The sequence below is a fragment of the Hymenobacter daeguensis genome (assembly GCF_054780555.1).
The window spans coordinates 43,146-60,211 of the sequence record NZ_BAAGWC010000001.1; the positions used below are offsets into that span (position 1 = coordinate 43,146).

Annotated in this window: 15 protein-coding genes and 1 tRNA gene; 12 read left to right on the forward strand and 4 right to left on the reverse strand. The window is 63.9% G+C overall.

Going from position 1 to position 17,066, the window contains the following annotated elements; genetic code table 11:
* The first annotated feature begins 157 nt into the window (after window positions 1-157).
* The 3 genes from ald to ACYVHT_RS00190 all read left to right on the forward strand — a co-directional run bounded on the left by ald (window position 158) and on the right by ACYVHT_RS00190 (window position 3,738).
* Window positions 158-1,285: an alanine dehydrogenase gene (ald, locus tag ACYVHT_RS00180; protein ID WP_460546715.1), complete on the forward strand. Its 1,128-nt coding sequence runs from the start codon at window positions 158-160 to the stop codon at window positions 1,283-1,285.
* A 146-nt stretch (window positions 1,286-1,431) separates the two neighbouring features.
* Complete coding sequence (locus tag ACYVHT_RS00185; RefSeq protein WP_460546717.1) at window positions 1,432-3,339, forward strand: LTA synthase family protein; 1,908 nt, start codon at window positions 1,432-1,434, stop codon at window positions 3,337-3,339.
* Window positions 3,340-3,459: 120 nt separating this feature from the next.
* The gene (locus tag ACYVHT_RS00190) at window positions 3,460-3,738 is read left to right on the forward strand and encodes a hypothetical protein (RefSeq protein ID WP_460546719.1); all 279 of its coding nucleotides are present in this window, start codon (window positions 3,460-3,462) and stop codon (window positions 3,736-3,738) included.
* A gap of 83 nt (window positions 3,739-3,821) precedes the next feature.
* On the opposite strand, the gene ACYVHT_RS00195 is transcribed toward ACYVHT_RS00190, so the two are convergent.
* Complete coding sequence (locus tag ACYVHT_RS00195) at window positions 3,822-4,283, reverse strand: type I restriction enzyme HsdR N-terminal domain-containing protein (RefSeq protein ID WP_460548046.1); 462 nt, start codon at window positions 4,281-4,283, stop codon at window positions 3,822-3,824.
* Window positions 4,284-4,414: 131 nt separating this feature from the next.
* Between ACYVHT_RS00195 and ACYVHT_RS00200 the strand changes: the two genes are divergently transcribed.
* Both ACYVHT_RS00200 and ACYVHT_RS00205 read left to right on the forward strand, forming a co-directional pair.
* Complete coding sequence (locus ACYVHT_RS00200; protein ID WP_460546722.1) at window positions 4,415-5,185, forward strand: AMP nucleosidase; 771 nt, start codon at window positions 4,415-4,417, stop codon at window positions 5,183-5,185.
* 191 nt (window positions 5,186-5,376) lie between these two features.
* Window positions 5,377-7,041, forward strand: a complete 1,665-nt coding sequence (locus ACYVHT_RS00205; RefSeq protein ID WP_460546724.1) for an amidohydrolase — start codon at window positions 5,377-5,379, stop codon at window positions 7,039-7,041.
* Window positions 7,042-7,247: 206 nt separating this feature from the next.
* Here the strand turns inward: ACYVHT_RS00205 and ACYVHT_RS00210 are convergent, their stop codons facing one another.
* Window positions 7,248-7,757 carry a DinB family protein gene (locus tag ACYVHT_RS00210; protein ID WP_460546726.1) on the reverse strand — a complete coding sequence of 170 codons (510 nt, stop codon included), beginning with the start codon at window positions 7,755-7,757 and terminating at the stop codon, window positions 7,248-7,250.
* Between the two features lie 91 nt (window positions 7,758-7,848).
* Complete coding sequence (locus ACYVHT_RS00215; protein WP_460546728.1) at window positions 7,849-9,294, reverse strand: MFS transporter; 1,446 nt, start codon at window positions 9,292-9,294, stop codon at window positions 7,849-7,851.
* Window positions 9,295-9,659: 365 nt separating this feature from the next.
* Here ACYVHT_RS00215 and ACYVHT_RS00220 point away from each other — a divergent pair, with 365 nt between their 5' ends.
* From ACYVHT_RS00220 to ACYVHT_RS00250, 7 genes are all read left to right on the forward strand, one after another.
* Window positions 9,660-13,199: a DUF7948 domain-containing protein gene (locus ACYVHT_RS00220; RefSeq protein ID WP_460546730.1), complete on the forward strand. Its 3,540-nt coding sequence runs from the start codon at window positions 9,660-9,662 to the stop codon at window positions 13,197-13,199.
* Between the two features lie 295 nt (window positions 13,200-13,494).
* Window positions 13,495-14,046, forward strand: coding sequence for an RNA polymerase sigma factor (locus ACYVHT_RS00225; protein WP_460546732.1), 552 nt, complete (start codon window positions 13,495-13,497; stop codon window positions 14,044-14,046).
* Window positions 14,047-14,058: 12 nt separating this feature from the next.
* Window positions 14,059-14,424: a hypothetical protein gene (locus tag ACYVHT_RS00230; RefSeq protein WP_460546734.1), complete on the forward strand. Its 366-nt coding sequence runs from the start codon at window positions 14,059-14,061 to the stop codon at window positions 14,422-14,424.
* 202 nt (window positions 14,425-14,626) lie between these two features.
* Window positions 14,627-14,857, forward strand: coding sequence for a hypothetical protein (locus ACYVHT_RS00235; RefSeq protein WP_460546736.1), 231 nt, complete (start codon window positions 14,627-14,629; stop codon window positions 14,855-14,857).
* Between the two features lie 39 nt (window positions 14,858-14,896).
* Complete coding sequence (locus tag ACYVHT_RS00240) at window positions 14,897-15,382, forward strand: Hsp20/alpha crystallin family protein (protein WP_460546738.1); 486 nt, start codon at window positions 14,897-14,899, stop codon at window positions 15,380-15,382.
* Between the two features lie 214 nt (window positions 15,383-15,596).
* Window positions 15,597-16,151 (forward strand): hypothetical protein, encoded by a 555-nt coding sequence (locus ACYVHT_RS00245; protein ID WP_460546740.1) that lies wholly within the window; start codon window positions 15,597-15,599, stop codon window positions 16,149-16,151.
* Window positions 16,152-16,271: 120 nt separating this feature from the next.
* A complete protein-coding gene (locus ACYVHT_RS00250) occupies window positions 16,272-16,847 on the forward strand; it encodes a hypothetical protein (RefSeq protein WP_460546742.1) in 576 nt (191 codons plus the stop codon).
* 106 nt (window positions 16,848-16,953) lie between these two features.
* On the opposite strand, the gene ACYVHT_RS00255 is transcribed toward ACYVHT_RS00250, so the two are convergent.
* Window positions 16,954-17,041, reverse strand: a tRNA-Ser gene (locus ACYVHT_RS00255).
* Window positions 17,042-17,066 lie beyond the last annotated feature (25 nt).

The following is a 17,066-nucleotide window of genomic DNA, read 5'->3' on the forward strand; positions in this document are numbered from 1 at the left end:
TTTCAGTCAGCTTAAGGCTCCACCATTCTGGTGGAGCTTTTTTCTTGAGCCAGCGTGCCGACATATAGTCCGACAGCGACTGCCCGGCGGCTTTCTCCGACTATCTTTGCGGCTCGAAAAATCACCTCCCTCACCCCACCATCAACTTCCCCACTTTATGATAATCGGCGTTCCCAAGGAGATTAAAAACAACGAAAACCGCGTGGGCCTTACGCCTGCCGGCGTGGCGGAGCTGCGCAAGCACGGCCACACCCTGCTGGTGCAAAGCACGGCGGGCGAAGGCAGCGGCTTCTCGGATGCGGAGTACCAGACGGCTGGCGCGACCATGCTGGCGACCATCGCCGACGTGTACGAGCAGTCGGAGATGATTATCAAAGTGAAGGAGCCGATTGCCGAGGAGTACCCGCTCATCAAGGAAAACCAACTGCTGTTCACGTACTTCCACTTTGCCAGCGGCGAGGAGCTGACCCACGCCATGATTGAGCGCAAGGCCATCTGCCTGGCTTACGAGACGGTGGAGCTGAGCAACCGCGCCCTGCCCCTGCTCATTCCGATGAGCGAAGTGGCCGGCCGCATGGCCCCGCAGGAAGGCGCCAAGTACCTGGAGAAGCCCCTGAAAGGCCGCGGCATTCTGCTGGGCGGCGTGCCCGGCGTGAAGCCCGCACACGTGCTGGTGCTGGGTGCCGGCATTGTGGGGACGCAGGCCGCCAAAGTGGCCGCCGGCCTCGGCGCGCAGGTGACGGTGATGGACATCAACCTGAACCGCCTTCGCGAGCTCGACGACTTCATGCCCAAGAACGTGGTGACGCAGTACTCGAACGAGTACAACATCCGCGAAGCCATCAAAACGGCCGACCTGATTGTGGGTGCGGTGCTGATTCCCGGCGCGAAAGCCCCGCACCTCATCACCCGCGACATGCTGAAAACCATGCGCCCCGGCACCGTAGTGGTCGACGTGGCCGTGGACCAGGGCGGCTGCATCGAAACCTGCCACCCCACCACGCACGAAAACCCCACCTTCATCATCGACGACGTGGTGCACTACTGCGTGGCCAACATGCCCGGCGCGGTGCCCTACACCAGCACCCTGGCCCTCACCAACGCCACCCTGCCCTACGCCGTGAAGCTGGCCAACCAGGGCTGGCAGGAAGCCTGCCGCCGCGACGAGGCCCTGCGCCTCGGCCTGAACGTGGTGCACGGCGAGGTGGTGTACAAAGGCGTGGCCGATGCCTGGGGCCTGCCCCTGACCAGCGTGGACACCGTGCTGGAGCTGGCCTCGGTGTAGGCGCTGCGCTTAATGAAGAATTAGGAATGAAGAATGAGTAATTAGCAAGCCTTCCCGTCATTATGGCGGGAGGGCTTTTTAATGCTTGTCATTCGGCTCTACATCCCTAATTCCTCATTGCTAATTCTTCATTCCTCATTTAATTAATGATTCCCTCTCCTGCTATTCGTCTGCTGCTGCGCCGCTTTGCGCTGCTGATGGCTGTTTACACGCTGCTGCGCTTCTGTTTCTACTGCTTCAATCTGGTCACGTTTCGGGGCATTGGGGTTGGCTCGGTGGCACTGGCGTTTGGGCACGGGCTGCGGTTCGACGTGGCGGCGCTGCTGTGGCTGAACCTGCCGCTGGTGCTGGCGTCGCTGCTGGTGCCGGTGACGGCGCGGCGCGGGCAGCAGTGGCTGCGGGCGCTGTTTGTGCTGCTCAATATTCCGGGCTTTCTGCTCAATGTTATTGACTTTGAGTACTTCAAGTTCATCGGGCGGCGGCTGAGCAACGAGTGGCACACCATCGGGCACGACATTGCGCAGCAGGCCGGGCAGATTGGCCTGCAATACATTTACCTGCTGCCGCCGCTGCTGCTGCTCGTGTACCTGCTGTGGCGCTTCAGCCCCATGCCCACGGCCGATGAATTGGCGACGCCGCCGGGCCGGCGGCCCTGGCTGCAGCGCAGCGTCGAGTTTGCGCTGGTGGTGCTGGGGGTGGTGCTGGGCCTGCGCGGCGGCTGGCAGCTCAAGCCGCTGCGCACCGGCACGGCCTTCGACCTGCAGCCTGCCGTGCTCGGCCACCTGGCCCTGAACAGCACGTTCACGGTGCTGAAATCCTTCGATGAAGTGCCGGTGGAGCGCGTCGGCTATTTTCCTGCCGCTGCCAATCTGCGCGCGGCGCTGGGAGCGCCTGCTTTGCCCACCCGCCCGCCCGTGCCGCCCGACAACGTGGTGGTGCTGCTGCTGGAAAGCTTCGGCTCGGAATATACCGGCGTGGAAAACGGCGGCCAGAGCGTACTAACGCCGTTTTTCGACTCGCTGGCCACGGCTCCGAACGCCCGCTTCATGCGCGAGAACTACGCCAACGGCCGCCGCTCCATCGAGGCGCTGCCGGCGGTGCTCTCGGGCCTGCCTTCGCTCATGGATGAGCCGTTCATCACCTCCAGCTTCCAGACGGCGGAGCTGCACGGGCTGGGCGAAATCCTGGGCCGCCACGGCTATACCACGGCCATGTACCACGCCGGCGCCAACGGCACGATGGGCTTCGACATGTTCTCGGGCATTGCGGGCATGCAGCACTATTATGGCCTGAACGAATACCCCGGCGGGGCCGCCAGCCCCGATTACGACGGGCACTGGGGCATTTTCGATGAGCCCTACCTGCAATACTTCAACCAGCGCCTGACGGCTACCAGGCAGCCGTTTCTGGCCGCCGTCTTCACCCTGAGCTCGCACGAGCCGTTTTCGCTGCCGGCCAGGTACAAGGGCAAGTTCCTCGCCGGCAGCTCGCAGCCCATTCACCCCACCATTGCCTACGCTGACATGGCGCTGCGGCGCTTTTTTCAGGCGGCCAGCCGGGAGCCGTGGTATGCCAACACGCTTTTCGTGCTCACGGCCGACCACACGTCGCAGTCGGACCGCGCGGGCTACCAGAACCCGCTGGGCTACCACAAAACGCCGCTGCTGCTGTTCCGGCCCGGCCACCCGCTGCCGGCCGTCGATGCCCACCGCATCAGCGAGCAGGTGGACGTGCCGGCCTCGGTGCTCGACGTGCTGGGCCTGGCGCAGGAGCAGAAGGCGCTGCTGCCCTTCGGCTCGTCGGTGTTTGAAACGACCAGTCCCGGCCGCGCCATCTTCCGCGACGGCGACTCCTATTTCCTCGTGCATTCCGACTTCGTGACCGAGCTCACCAATAAGAACCAGATTCGGCTTTACCCCTATAAAACCCACTTCATTCCCAACGAGCCCGTGGCCAACCCCGACCCGGCGCTGGTGCGGCAATACGGCACCGAGCTGCGGGCCTGCGTGCAGTTTTACGTGAACGGCCTGCTCGATAACCGGCTGTATAAGTAAGCGGGGCGGCGGGCATAATTCGGGCATTTCCAACCCTGTGCTGCGCCGTTTCGTTAGAGGCAACCAATCCGGTGCTCTTAGCAGCATGGTTCCTTTCTTCCACCCAATCTCATTGGTACTATGAAAAAGCAGCCCTTCTTCCTCGCCCTCGTATTTGTTGCCTTTGGCTACTCGGCCAGCGCCCAGTCCACCACCAGCACCACCACCACGCGCCAGACCACGGTAACGCCGGCTCCGGCCACGTACCCGGCCACCACGCCTTCTTCCACCACGACCACGGAATCGACCACGACCACCACCGACCCCGGCACGACCACCGTCATTGAAAAGCCGGTGCGGGTGGTGCCCGCCGATGCCCGCATCAAGGACAAGCGCAACAAAACGAAAATCAAGCGCTAGTATTTCCGCCGTTTATGCTGAGTATAAAGCCCGGCCGCAAGCAGTTGCGGCCGGGCTTTTTCTTAACTGGCCTGCCGCCGGAATTACCGCTCCACTGCCGCGGCAAACGACGGAATTTCGGCCAGCCGCTCGTTGGTTCTGGTCGCAAAATCGACGCGCCAGCAGTAGTGTACCAGGCCGTTGGTGAGCAGCAGCAGCGGCGCGCCAATGGTTTGGTTGTAGGTGGTAGCCTGCCGGGCCACTGCCTGGGTAATGGGCACCGAGGGCGCTTTGCACTCCACCAGCAGCAGGGGCTGGCCTTCGGGATTCAGGGCCAGTAAATCGGTACGCTTCCGGCGCTGGTTGTAGCGCAGGCCGCGCTCCAGCGCCAGCAGGCCGCGCGGGTAGCCGAGGAAGTTTATCAAGTAATGCACGACGTGCTGCCGCACCCACTCCTCGGGCGTGAGCACGACGTGCCGGCGCCGCAAGCCGTCCCAGATGAGTGGCTGATTTGTGGCCGATTGCGTAAGTTTGGCCTCGAAAGGCGGCAGGTCCAGGGCTTGCATCACCTCCAAAGGTACAAGCCTATGCAATGAGTGAATGGGCGAATGGGTGAATGAGTGAATGGCTCAGGCGACCTCGCTGTACCCGCTTTTTATTCACTCATTCACCCATTTGCCCATTCACTCATTGCCATATGAAGACCAAAGAAGAAATCGTAAACAACTGGCTGCCACGCTACACCGGCGTGCCGCTGAACGAGTTCGGGCAGTACATCCTGCTCACCAACTTCAGCAATTACGTGTACATGTTTGCCGAGCAGTTTGGCGCCGAAGTGCGCGGCCTCGACAAGCCGATGCAGACGGCCACGGCCAACGGCATCACCATCATCAACTTCGGCATGGGCTCGCCCATGGCCGCCACGGTGATGGATTTGCTCTCGGCCATCAAGCCCAAGGCGGCGCTGTTCCTGGGCAAGTGCGGGGGCCTGAAAAAGACCAAGCTCGGCGACTTGGTGCTGCCCATCGCGGCCATTCGCGGCGACGGTACTTCGGATGATTATCTGCCCAAGGAGATTCCAGCGCTGCCCTCCTTCCGCCTGCAACGCGCGGTGTCGTCGATGATTAAGAAGCACGAGCTGGACTACTACACCGGCACCGTGTACACCACCAACCGCCGCGTGTGGGAGCACGACCAGGATTTCAAGGACTACCTGCGCCGGGTGCGCGCCCTGGCCGTGGACATGGAGACGGCCACCATTTTCGTGTGCGGCTTCATGAACGACATCCCGCACGGCGCCCTGCTGCTGGTGAGCGACAATCCGATGACGCCCGAAGGCGTGAAAACCTCGGAATCGGACTCGAAAGTAACGGCCAACTACGTGAAGCAGCACCTGCAAATCGGCATCGAGTCGCTGCAGGAGCTGCAGTTTTCGGGCGAGTCGGTGAAGCACATGCGCTTCGAGTAAGGACCGCAGATTGTAACGGATTTCGCAGATTCGACAAGCCGCAGATTCCGGAACGTCATGCTGAGCGCAGTCGAAGCATCTCGCGTGCATTGGTAATTCTTTTCTTCCGATTGGATTTACTATTACACGCGAGATGCCTCGGCTCTGCTCGGCATGACGTTCTTTTTTATAGTCATTTCTAATTCCACTGCATGCCTTTCTCCCCTACCCTGCTCCTAAAAACCACCGTGCCGCTACTGGCCGTGGCGCTGCTCGGCGGCTGCTCGGCCCGGCGCGAGGCCGTGGATTTGCTCGTGACCAATGCCACCGTGTACACCGTGGATTCTACGTTTTCGAAAGCCGAAGCCTTTGCCGTGAAGGATGGCAGGTTTGTGGCCGTGGGCCCGGCCGCCGACCTGCAGGCGAAGTACCAGGCGGCGCAGGAAGTGGACGCGGGCGGCAAGTTCATCTATCCCGGCTTCTACGACGCGCACTGCCACTTCTACCGCTACGCTCTGGCCCTGCCCAGCGCCGATTTGGTGGGCACGCGCTCGTGGCAGGAGGTGATTCAGAAGCTGCAGGCGAACCGGAAGAAGTACCCGCAGGCCGCTTGGCTCACCGGGCGCGGCTGGGACCAGAACGACTGGCCCGGCAAGCAATTCCCTACCAAAGACACACTGGACCAGCTGTTTCCCGACGTGCCGGTTTTCCTGTTTCGGGTGGATGGCCACGCCGCGCTGGCCAACCAGCAGGCACTGGATTTGGCGGGCGTCACGGCCCGTACGCCCATCAGCGGCGGCACCATTATGCGCGACGCGCAGGGTCGCCTCACGGGCCTGCTGGTTGATAATGCCACGCGCCTCGTGAGCAGCAAAATTCCGGAGCCTGCTGCGGCCGAAGCCGCCCCGCTCCTGCTGCAGGCCCAGCAAAACTGCCTGGCCGTGGGCCTCACCAGCCTCGCCGACGCCGGCCTCGACAAGGCCAACATTGACCAGATGGCGGCCCTGCAGCAGCAAAAGAAGCTGAAGCTACGCCTCTACGCCATGCTGAACCCGACGCCCGGCAACCGCGCCTACTACCTCAAAAACGGCCCGGTACTTACCGACCAGCTCACCATCAATTCCTTCAAGGTGTATGCCGATGGGGCGCTGGGCTCGCGCGGGGCCTGCCTGGTGCAGCCGTATGCCGACCGGCCCAGGGAAACCGGCTTCCTGCTGTCTACCGAAAAGCAGTTCCGCGACTTAGCCAGGGAATTGGCCGCGTCGAAATTCCAGATGAATACCCACGCCATCGGCGACTCGGCCAACCGCATCATCCTCAACATCTACGGCGAGGCGCTGCACGGGCAGCAGGACCGCCGCTGGCGCATCGAGCACGCCCAGGTCATCACCCCGGCCGACATGCCCAAATTCGGGCAGTTCGGCATCGTGCCTTCGGTGCAGCCCACGCATGCCACCTCCGATATGTACTGGGCCGGCGAGCGCCTTGGGGCCGAGCGTCTGAAAACCGCCTACGCTTATAAAGAACTGCTGAAGCAGTACGGCCAGCTGGCGCTGGGCTCCGACTTTCCGGTGGAGGACATCAACCCGCTGTTTGGCTTCCACGCGGCCGTGGCGCGGCAGGATGCGAAAAACTATCCGGCGGCCGGCTTCCAGATGGAAAACGCCATTTCGCGCCCCGACGCCCTGCGCGGCATGACCACCTGGGCCGCCCACGCCGGCTTCGAGGAAAAGCGCAAGGGGCAGATTAAGCCCGGGATGCTGGCCGATTTTGTGGTGCTGGACACCGACCTGCTGACCGCGCCGAAAGAGCAGCTGCGCGGTGCAAAGGTGCTGCAAACGTGGATTGGCGGGGAGAAGGTGTTTGGGCGAAAGTAACCGCCATTGCGAGCGGAACGCAGGGCCACGCGGCAATCCGTCCTGTCAAAACCAGATAGGCTCTTTTACCAGAAAGCCCCGGCACTGTGCAGTACCGGGGCTTTTGCGTCGAGCTTATCACAGCGCAGGGTTTATCGCATCGGGAGGACGGATTGCCGCGTGGCCCTGTGCTCTACTCGCAATGACAGCCGACGCCAGACGGTGCCCTACTTCTCGTCGGCGCTGGGGCCATACAGGCCGGGCACGGCAATGTCGAGCAAACGCAGGTACACCGTGAGCTGGCCGCGGTGGTGGATGCTGTGGTTGAGGCCCATGATGCGGATGGCGGTGGCTTTGGGGTAGTCGAACACCACATGCTCGCCGCGGTGCAGCTTGAAGTTGTGGGCCAGCTTCTCGTCGTCGCTCTGCTGCAGCTCCTGCTTCAGGGTGGCGCTGTACTCGTCGAAACGGGCCAGCAGCTCCTCCAGGCTCGTGGTGGTGGGGCCGGGCTTGGGCGCGTTGGGGTCGAGGAAATCGCGCGAGTCGTGCGTCACGAACAGCGTGTTGAAGGCCAATAGGTTTACCACGTGGCTGGCCAGCTGCCACAGGCTCATGCTTTTGGGGTGCGGCTTGTAGTCGGCCCGCTCGTAGGGCACGCGCTCCAGGATGCGGCGGGTTTGGGTTAGCTCGTGGTTGAGCTCAGCCAGGATGTTTTTCTGAATGGAAGAGGTGTACATGCGGGAAGTGGGGTGAGAAAGTGTGGCGCGGGCGTTCAGTCCGCGAGTCAAAGCTATTCCATATCATCAACTCGCCGACTAAAAATCCGGATTACCGGGTCATCGGCGCGCCCATCTCGGCCGCGGCGGAGGCCGGCGGCGGGCCGGGCACCGAGATGGGGCCCAGCGAGTCTTCGCGCAGCTTCTTGCCGCGCAGCGTCAGCAGGAAGCCCAAGCCGAAGATGAAGAACACAATCAGCGACAGAATGCTGTTGCGCATCGAGCCCGTGATTTGCCCAATCAGCCCAAACGAAAGGGTACCGATGACGATGCCGAGCTTCTCCACCACATCGAAAAAGCTGAAGTAGGCGGCCGAGTTGGGCGTGTTTTCCGGAATAATCTTGGAATAGGTGCTGCGCGACAGGCTTTGCACCGCGCCCATGGTGAGGCCGATAACGGCAGCCAGCGCGTAGAACGACCAGCCGGCCTGCACGAAGTAGCCGGCAATGCAAATCAGCATCCAGATGAACACGGCCCAGCTCAGGGCGCGGGTGTTGCCGATGCGGTCGGAAAGCTTGGCGAAAAGCCAAGCGCCCAGAATGCCCACAATCTGGAGCAGCAAAATGGTGACGATGAGCGAGGTGCTGTCGAGCTTCAGCACCTTATCGCCGAAGATGGTGGCCACGTACATCACCGTCTGCACGCCCATGTTGTAGGTGAAGTAGGCCAGCAGGAAGCGCTTGAGGTTGGGCTGCTGCTTAAGTTGGTCCCACACCTTGCCCAGCTCGCGGAAGCCGTTGAGCAGCCAGCCGTCCTGGCTGACGGGCGCATCGGCGGCGCGGCCGGTGTCGGGCGGCAGCGTGAAAAACGGGATTTGGGCAAAGCCCACCCACCACAGGCCGGTGAGCAGGAAGCTGAGCCGCGTGGCCTTGCCGGTGCTCATGCCAAACAGCGCCACGCCTTCGGGGCCGCCCGCAATGTGCGGCCCCATGATGATGCCCAGGCAGATAACCAGCAGCAGCACCGAGCCGATGTAGCCCATCGAGAAGCCCCGCGCCGAGAGCGAGTCAAACTTTTCTTCGGAGCTGATATCGGGCAGGTAGGAATTATAGAACACGATGCTGCCGCTGAAGCCCACCGTGGCCGAAATGAAAATGAACGTGCTCAGCGTGAGGTTGTCTTCGGTGAAGAAGTACAGCGCGGCGCAGCTGAAGGCCCCGATGTAGCAGAAGATTTGCAAAAACAGCTTCTTGCGGCCCGAGTAGTCGGCCAGCGAGGTCAGAAAGGGGCTGACCAGGGCAATGAGCAGAAAGGAAAACGAGATGGCGTAGGTGAGCAGCGACGAGCCCGGCACCCGGAACCCCAGGAAATCAACCATGTCGGTGGGGTTGATGGCCTTGGTGATGCTGCCCCAGTAAATGGGGAAGATGCTGCTCGTAATCACCAGCGGATACACCGAGTTGGCCCAGTCATAGAACGTCCAGCCGGTGGTGATGCGCTTGTTGTCTTTCTCGAAGCCGGGTGTGGCGGCGGGGGAGGGAGTCGAAGTGGGGGCCATAAGGGCGGCGGGGGTTAGGGAGTTGCGCCGGGGAAGGTAACGGGTTTTAGCCGTTCGCGTTGCCCGCGCAATCCCGCGCACACGGAGCTGGCGCTTGCCCACGGGATGGCTGGAAGGCCGCGGGCCGAGCCGCCGCCGCTGGCGGGCGCTGGTATGGGAGGAGAAGAAAGGCAGACAGCGAACCGGCCGGGCTTGCGCCGGAACTGCTGCAGAAGCCCGCATCTGTTCAAATTACTAAATAGCGAACAACGACGACTAATCCGAATTATCGCCGGACCTTTGCAGCGGGATAGTCAGGCCCTGCCCCCAGCGGGGCTTTTCTACGCCGTTTTAACGTCTTTTTAATTTCCCCTTTTTCCCTCTTCATGCGTCGTATTCTTACGCGTTGGCTCTGCCTCGGCAGCGCGCTTTTATCCATTTCTTCGGCGGCCCGAGCTTCGGCTCCCGGGCCGGTGGCCACGCCGGACGCGGCGGCCCCGCTGCGCTTCATTCCCAACCACCACCAGTGGGCCAAGCCGGTGCTTTTTGCCGCCGATGTGCCCGCCGGCCAGCTCTTTCTGGAACGCGGCCGCCTGCTGGTGGCCCGCTACGATGCCCGCCAGGTGGACCACCTGCACCACGCGGGCCGCCCCGCCAGCCGCACGGCCCGCGTGAACGCGCACGCTTACGCCGTGAACTTCGTGGGGGCCAACCCCGATGCGGCCGTGAGCAGCGCCAACCCCACCGGCGCCCCCACCAACTACTTCCTCGGCAACGACCCCGGCCGCTGGGCCACCAACGTGCCGTCCTTCGCCGACGTGCGCTACCGCCAGCTCTACCCCGGCACCGATTTGCACCTGTATTCGCACGGCACGTCGCTGGAATACGACTTCGAGCTGGCCGCCGGGGCCGATGCCGGCCGCATCCAGCTGCGCTACGAGGGCCAGCAGGCGCTGACCGTGGTGGATGGCGCGCTGCAGATTGCCACCAGCGTGGGCCGCGTGACCGAGCAGAAGCCCTATGCTTATCAGATGATTGACGGCCGCCGCGTGGCCGTGCCCTGCCAGTACGTGCTGGGTCCGCAGCACACGGTGCGCTTCGGCCTGCCCAAAGGCTACGACCATACCCGCCCGCTCACCATCGACCCGGTGCTGGTGTACGCCACCTACTCGGGCTCGACGGGCCAGAACTGGGGCTACACGGCCACCCACGACACGCTGGGCAACCTCTACACCGGCGGCATCATCTTCCGCACGGGCTACCCCACCACCACGGGGGCGTACGACGTGAGCTACAACGGCGGCATCGACATCGTCATCAGCGGCTACAACCCCAACGCGGCGAACGGAACCAGCAGCCTCATCCAATCGACCTACCTGGGCGGCTCCGACGACGACTACGTGCACAGCCTGGTGATGAACGGCAGCCCCAGCACCCTGACCCTGCTGGGCTCGACGGCCAGCACCAACTTTCCGACCTCGACCACTGCCTACGACCGCACCTACAACGGCGGCACGTCCGACCTGGTGCTGGCCCGCCTCAACTTCAGCGTGGGCGGCACCACGCTCAATGCTACCTACCTGGGCGGCTCGGCCGCCGATGGGCAGATGAGCACCAGCAGCAACCTCTACGCCAACTTCGGCGACGACTTCCGGGGCGACGTGATTACGGACCCGGCCGGCAACGTGTACCTCACCTCCCTCACCCGCTCCACCAACTACCCCAGCACGGGCGGCTTCCAGCTCACCAACCGCGGCGGGCACGATGCCGTGGTGACCAAGCTCAACCCCAGCCTCTCGGCCCTGACCTGGAGCACCTACCTCGGCGGCACTGCCGACGATGCGGGCTACAGCATTCAGCTCGACAGCCTGGGCGGGGTGTTCGTGGCCGGCGGCACGGCGAGCACCAACTTCCCCGGCACCAGCGGCGGCCTCAATCCCGCGGCGCGCGGCGGCATTGCCGATGGGTTCGTGGCGCACCTCTCGCCGGCGGGCAGCACCCTGGCGCAGGCCACCTACCTGGGCACCAGCAGCTACGACCAGGCCTACTTCGTGCAGTTCGACCGCAAGGCCGCCGTGTACGTGCTGGGCCAGACCAACGGGGCCTACCCCGTCACGGCCGGCACCTACCGCAACGCGGGCAGCCGCCAGTTCATTCACAAGCTGAACTACCAGCTCACCACCACCGGCTACTCCACCGTGTTTGGCAACGGGGCGGGCACGGCTACCAGCGCCAACCCCTACCCCACCAACCTGGCCCCCACGGCTTTCCTGGTCGATAACTGCGGCAACCTCCTGCTCTCGGGCTACGGCGCGAGCAGCATCTCGGGCATGCCCACCACCCCCGACGCCCTGCTGCGCACCGTGGCCAACAGCACGCCCAGCACCGCCGCCGATGCCAACCTAAACACCTTCGGCTACCTCTACCTGATGCAGCTGTCGGCCAATGCGCGGCGGCTGGTGTACGCCACCTACTACGGCACGGGCACGACCCACGTCGATGGCGGCACCTCGCGCTTCGACAAGAAGGGCATCATCTACCAGGCCATTTGCGTGCGGGCGCAGCAGTCGGGCGGCACGCCGCCCACCATTCCGCTCACGGCCAATGCCTACGCCCGCGCCATCGGCACGGGGGCCGGCACCAACGCAGCGGCTTTCAAGATGGACATTGCCCGCCTCGATGCCAGCTTCACGCCGGCCGCCAACGGCACGCCCAACACCCGCAGCGGCTGCGCGCCGCTCACCGTCACCTTCACCCGCGCCACCCCCTCGAACAACGGCACCACCTGGAGCTTCGGCAACGGCCAGACCTCGACGCAGCCCAACAACGTGACCGCCACCTACAACACGCCCGGCCGCTACCCCGTCACGCTCACCGCCTACGACTCCACCAGCTGCCAGGCTGCCGTCGTCAGCCGCGATACCGTGACGGTCTTCGGCCTGCCCCGCGCCGCCCTCGGCCCCGACCAGACGGTGTGCCCCGGCTCGTCGGCCACGCTCACGGTGGCCGGGGCCTCGCCCGTGCAGTCGGCCATCTACACCTGGAGCCCCGCCACCGGCCTCAACACCACCAGCGGCCCCACGGTAATTGCCACGCCCACCGCCACCACCCAGTACATCGTGACGGCTACCACCGTGGGCGGCGGCTGCGTCAGCCGCGATACGGTGGTCGTGAACGTACGCAACCAGCTCACCGTAACCGTTCCAACGGCGGCGGTGCTCTGCCCCGGTGCCAGCGCCACGCTCACCGCCAGCGACGCCGGCACCGGCGCCACCTACACCTGGAGCCCCGCCACCGGCCTGAGCAGCACCACCGGCCGCACCGTGACGGCCAACCCCGCCGCCACCACCACCTACACCGTACGCGTGACCACGGCGGCCGGCTGCACCGGCAGTGCCACCACGGTGGTGACCCGTCAGGGAGTGCTGCGGATTGTGCTGCACGCCAATCCGCTACGGCCAACAGCCGGTCAATTAGTGGCTTTCACCGATACTATTCCCAACACGCAGCTCCTTACCAACCGGCGCTGGGACTTTGGCGATGGGCAAACTGCCACCGGCCTTGCTCCTACGCACACCTATGCTGCGCCCGGCACCTATACCGTGCGCCTCACCGCCGATTTGGCGGGCAACAGCTGCCCGATTGTCTCAACCCTGACGCTGGTAATTTCGCCCGCCCGCGACTTTCAATACCCCAACGTCATCACGCCCAACGCCGACGGAGCCAACGACGACTTCCGCCCTTACGTGAGCACCGAGCCGGTTTCGGTGGTGATTTACAACCGCTGGGGCCGCAAGGTTTTTGAGCAGGAAAACTACACCCAGGGCTGGGGCAGCGCCCCAAACGTGGCCGCCGGCGTGTATTTCTACCAGCTGCGCACCGCCGCCGGCCAAACCTGGAAAGGCTGGCTGGAGGTAGTGAAGTAGGCAGGTGTTTGTAGGAAGGAAGCTGTTCAGCGAGCTAAAATCGGCTGTCATCCTGAGCGCAGCGAAGGACCTTTTCACACCATAACAATGCCTGCTCAGACGGGATAAGGTCCTTCGCTGCGCTCAGGATGACCACGACTTTCTAAACTACTTCAAGGGGAAAGCCCGCTTCCGGATTGGAGGCGGGCTTTTCTATTGCCGAGCGACCGGGCGGGGGCAGGCCCCGCCCCTACCGGTTTAAAGTAAAGCGCGGGGCTGAATCGTTTTCCGCCCTAGCCGCCCTTTTTCCGCCGCCGTGACCTCTCCCAACCAGCAAACCCTCATCCAGACCGTGAAGCAATACAGCAAGCAGCTGTTTGCTTTCGTGCGCGGCCGGGTCGATTCGGACGAGGATGCCGAGGACATTCTGCAGGACGTGTGGTACCAGTTTGGCAGCCTGCCCGAGCTGGGCGCCATCGAGCAGGTGAGCGGCTGGCTGCACCGCGTGGCCCGCAACAAGATTGTGGACCGCTCGCGCAAGAAGCGCGAAGAGCGCCTCGACGACTACAGCTACGAGGACGAAGACGGCGGCCTGAGCTTCCGCGACATCCTCTACGCCGACGCGCCCACGCCCGAAGCCGAAGACCTCCGGCAGCTGTTCTGGGACCAGCTGTTTCTGGCCCTGGAGGAGCTGCCCGCCGCCCAGCGCGAGGTGTTCGTGCAAAACGAGCTGGAAGAGCGCACCTTTCAGGAAATTGCCGACGAAACCGGCGAGAACATCAAAACCCTGATTTCGCGCAAGGGCTACGCCGTGAAGCACCTGCGCAAGCGGCTGGAAGGCCTGTACCAGGAATTTATGAACTATTAACCGTCTCCCTCCATGTCCAATTTCGGTCGACGCCGGGGCCCACGGGGCCGCTTTTTCTTTTTCCCGCTGGTGGCCGGGGTCGCCGCGCTGGCCTTGGGCGGCGTGGTGATGGCGCTCTGGAACGCCATTTTGCCGGAGGTCGTCCAGGCCGGCCGGCTCAGCTACTGGCAGGCCGTGGGGCTGCTGGTGCTGTGCCGCATTTTGTTCGGCTCCTACGGCCCCGGCCGGGGCGGCATGGGTGGCCGGGGCCACTGGCAGGGCCACGAAAAATGGCAGCGCATGAGCGAGGACGAGCGGCTCAGGTTCCGGCAGCAGTGGCAGGCGCGGGCCCGCGCCTGGGGCGGCCGGCCACCCCAGGCGCCGCCGCCTGCGGGGTAGTGCCGGCCTGGCGGGCCGCTGCATTGCCCTGACAAAAAAAATTTGAGAAGATTTAGAGTAAACGCCCCGGCTCATTCGATTTCCTGCTTGAAGGCCAGCACGGCCCCTTCGCCCCGAATGCGCAGCTGAGCTAGCCCCGAAAACGGCTGCCATTCGCCGCCCGCCGCCTGCCTGCGCCGGTTCATCTCCTTATTTCCTGAACATGAAAAATATCCTGAAAGTCATCGGGGTCCTCCTCGTCCTGCGCGTTGTTTTCCGGTTGTTGCGTGGCCGCCGGGGCCGGTTTGCCGGCGGCCCCTGGCGCCGCCGCATGGCGGGCTACCGCGCCGCCTTCGAGGCCATGCCCGGCGCGCCGGTGCCCATCGACGAGCCGTGGGGCCGGCCCACCCGCGGCCCCCGCAACGGGGCGGCCCGTTCCGTGACGGTTGACTAAGCGCCCGTCCTTTTTTCACTCCCTCAATTTTCTTTTGTCATGTACACCCAACAAGCATCCGATTCCGATTCTCATTTCCAGCAACATTCCTTCGCCGGCTGCGGCGGGCGGGGGCGGCACTGGGGCCGTCATTTTGGCCAGCGCGGCCACCGGGGCGGGCATCCCTGGGCAAAGTTCTTCGGGGCCTTCCAGCCCGTGCCCGTCAACATCGAAACCACCGAAACCAGCTTCGTGCTGACGCTCTTCGCGGCCGGGCTGGCGAAGGAAAACATCCGCCTCACGGTGCAGCACGACGTGCTCACCATCGCCTACAAAGGCACCGATGCCGCGCCGGAAAGCGACGAAGCCGACCCGCGCTACACCCGCCGCGAGTTCCGCAATGCCTCCTTCGAGCGCGCTTTCCAGCTCAACGGCAAGGTGCTCACCGACGGCATCACGGCCGCCTACGCCGACGGCATCCTGACCGTGAAGCTGCCCAAAAACCCGGACACCAACCAGCCCGCGCAAACCATTGGCGTGAGCTAACCCGGGCTGGCCCAGCCCGGGCTTAGCGAAAACAAAAGCCTCAAAAATGCCTTTCACAAGCGTTTTTGAGGCTTTTTGCCATTCCCATGAAACGGTGTACCGGCCACAGAAGCTGACGCCGGCACGGGAACTTTCCCAGCCCGACGGGGGGCCACCGGCCGGTACGGCTGTTTTTTTAAGCTCAACCGGGAGCCCGCCGTTCTATCTTCGGCGCATGAAACCTTTCTTCTTCTGCCTGCTGCTCGGCCCCGGTAGCGTTCTGGCCCAGGCTCATAAGCCCGCCCCCCGGCCGGCCTCCCTTGTCGACAAAACCTTTGGCTTCCGCGATGTGGGCCTGGAAACCGACATTGCCGACCACCCGGAAATGAAGGCCATTGCTGGCGCGGACTCCGTGGCAAGCGACCCCGACAAGACGTATTATTTCCGGCCGCGCGAAAGCCCCCAGATTGGCGAAACCAAGGCCACGGTCATCCAATATTTTTACTACAAAGACAAAGCCGAAGGCGTGCTTGTGGTGGTGAGTGGGGCCGCCGAGCGGCAGAAGCTGCTGACGGCGCTACGCGCCAAATACGGCGAGCCCACCCAGGCACCGGCCGCCGCCAAAGCCAAAGCCCCTGAGGAAGAAGCATTTTTGTGGCCGGGAAAGAAAGCCACGCTCACCCTCAGCAAAATGGCGCCCAACGGCGATGCTTCGCTGCTGCTGCTCTCCAACGCGCTGTGGCAGCGCGAGCAGGCCGACCGCAAGCGCAAGGCGGGCGCGGGGCTGTAGCACACCGCCTCGTGCGGGCAGCTTTCAGTCGGGCTTCATGCTGAAGCCGCCGCTGGACACAAGCCCGTCAGCTGGCTGGAAACAGCTTGCGGCAAGGCCGTGGCAACGTATTTTCGTGCTATGCTGCTGTTCATTGAGGCCGCACCGGCCACTGCTTCGCCCGGCCTGCCGTCGTGGCTGGCCCTTCCGCTGTTGGCGGTGGCCCTGCTGGGCGCGGCCGGGCTTTTTTATAGCATCCGCGGCCTGGTCCGGCTGTTCAACCCCGCCGAGAATGCCTTCACGCTTTCGGCCGCGCAGCCCGTCTTTCGCTTCGTGCTCACCCGGGCCGGCTCCTACGAGGTGGGCTGCACCCGGCCCGGCCGGTGGGGCCTGCGGTTTTCCCTACCGGCGGTGGTGCTGGAAGTGCAGGCCCTGCCCGCCGGCGCGGTGCAGCGCCTCACGCCCCCGCGCTGGAGCCGCACCCAGCGAAGCAGCCTGAGCGGCGACACAACGCTGCGCTTCGCTACTTTCCGGGCCGCCACGCCCGGCGAGTACGAGCTGCGCAACCCCGGCGCGGCGCAGTTCGGCCCCGGCGACCAGCTCCGCATTATCCCCGACGCAGGCGCAAAAACCGTGTTTTTCATCCTGGCCATCATTGCTTCGGCCTTCGCGCTGCTTGGCGGCGGCATCGTGGGCCTGCTGGCGCTGCTGAGCTGAAACCACGGCACCACAGCCCGGCCGCACCAGCACTCCGCGTCTGGCGGATTTGGACAGGCCCGGAAAAGAAAAAGCCCTGTTTCCAACGTGGAAACAGGGCTTTCTGCTGAGAGGATGGGATTCGAACCCACGATAACCTTTTGGGCTATACACACTTTCCAGGCGTGCTCCTTCGACCACTCGGACACCTCTCAAGGTTGGCGGTTCGTGCCGCAAAGA

Excerpts from the sequence above, each read along its gene's own strand:
- ald (WP_460546715.1), top strand. The coding sequence starts at position 158 with ATGATAATCGGCGTTCCCAAGGAGATTAAAAACAACGAAAACCGCGTG.
- ACYVHT_RS00185 (WP_460546717.1), top strand. The coding sequence starts at position 1,432 with ATGATTCCCTCTCCTGCTATTCGTCTGCTGCTGCGCCGCTTTGCGCTG.
- ACYVHT_RS00190 (WP_460546719.1), top strand. The coding sequence starts at position 3,460 with ATGAAAAAGCAGCCCTTCTTCCTCGCCCTCGTATTTGTTGCCTTTGGC.
- ACYVHT_RS00195 (WP_460548046.1), bottom strand. The coding sequence starts at position 4,283 with ATGCAAGCCCTGGACCTGCCGCCTTTCGAGGCCAAACTTACGCAATCG.
- ACYVHT_RS00200 (WP_460546722.1), top strand. The coding sequence starts at position 4,415 with ATGAAGACCAAAGAAGAAATCGTAAACAACTGGCTGCCACGCTACACC.
- ACYVHT_RS00205 (WP_460546724.1), top strand. The coding sequence starts at position 5,377 with ATGCCTTTCTCCCCTACCCTGCTCCTAAAAACCACCGTGCCGCTACTG.
- ACYVHT_RS00210 (WP_460546726.1), bottom strand. The coding sequence starts at position 7,757 with ATGTACACCTCTTCCATTCAGAAAAACATCCTGGCTGAGCTCAACCAC.
- ACYVHT_RS00215 (WP_460546728.1), bottom strand. The coding sequence starts at position 9,294 with ATGGCCCCCACTTCGACTCCCTCCCCCGCCGCCACACCCGGCTTCGAG.
- ACYVHT_RS00220 (WP_460546730.1), top strand. The coding sequence starts at position 9,660 with ATGCGTCGTATTCTTACGCGTTGGCTCTGCCTCGGCAGCGCGCTTTTA.
- ACYVHT_RS00230 (WP_460546734.1), top strand. The coding sequence starts at position 14,059 with ATGTCCAATTTCGGTCGACGCCGGGGCCCACGGGGCCGCTTTTTCTTT.
- ACYVHT_RS00235 (WP_460546736.1), top strand. The coding sequence starts at position 14,627 with ATGAAAAATATCCTGAAAGTCATCGGGGTCCTCCTCGTCCTGCGCGTT.
- ACYVHT_RS00240 (WP_460546738.1), top strand. The coding sequence starts at position 14,897 with ATGTACACCCAACAAGCATCCGATTCCGATTCTCATTTCCAGCAACAT.
- ACYVHT_RS00245 (WP_460546740.1), top strand. The coding sequence starts at position 15,597 with ATGAAACCTTTCTTCTTCTGCCTGCTGCTCGGCCCCGGTAGCGTTCTG.
- ACYVHT_RS00250 (WP_460546742.1), top strand. The coding sequence starts at position 16,272 with ATGCTGCTGTTCATTGAGGCCGCACCGGCCACTGCTTCGCCCGGCCTG.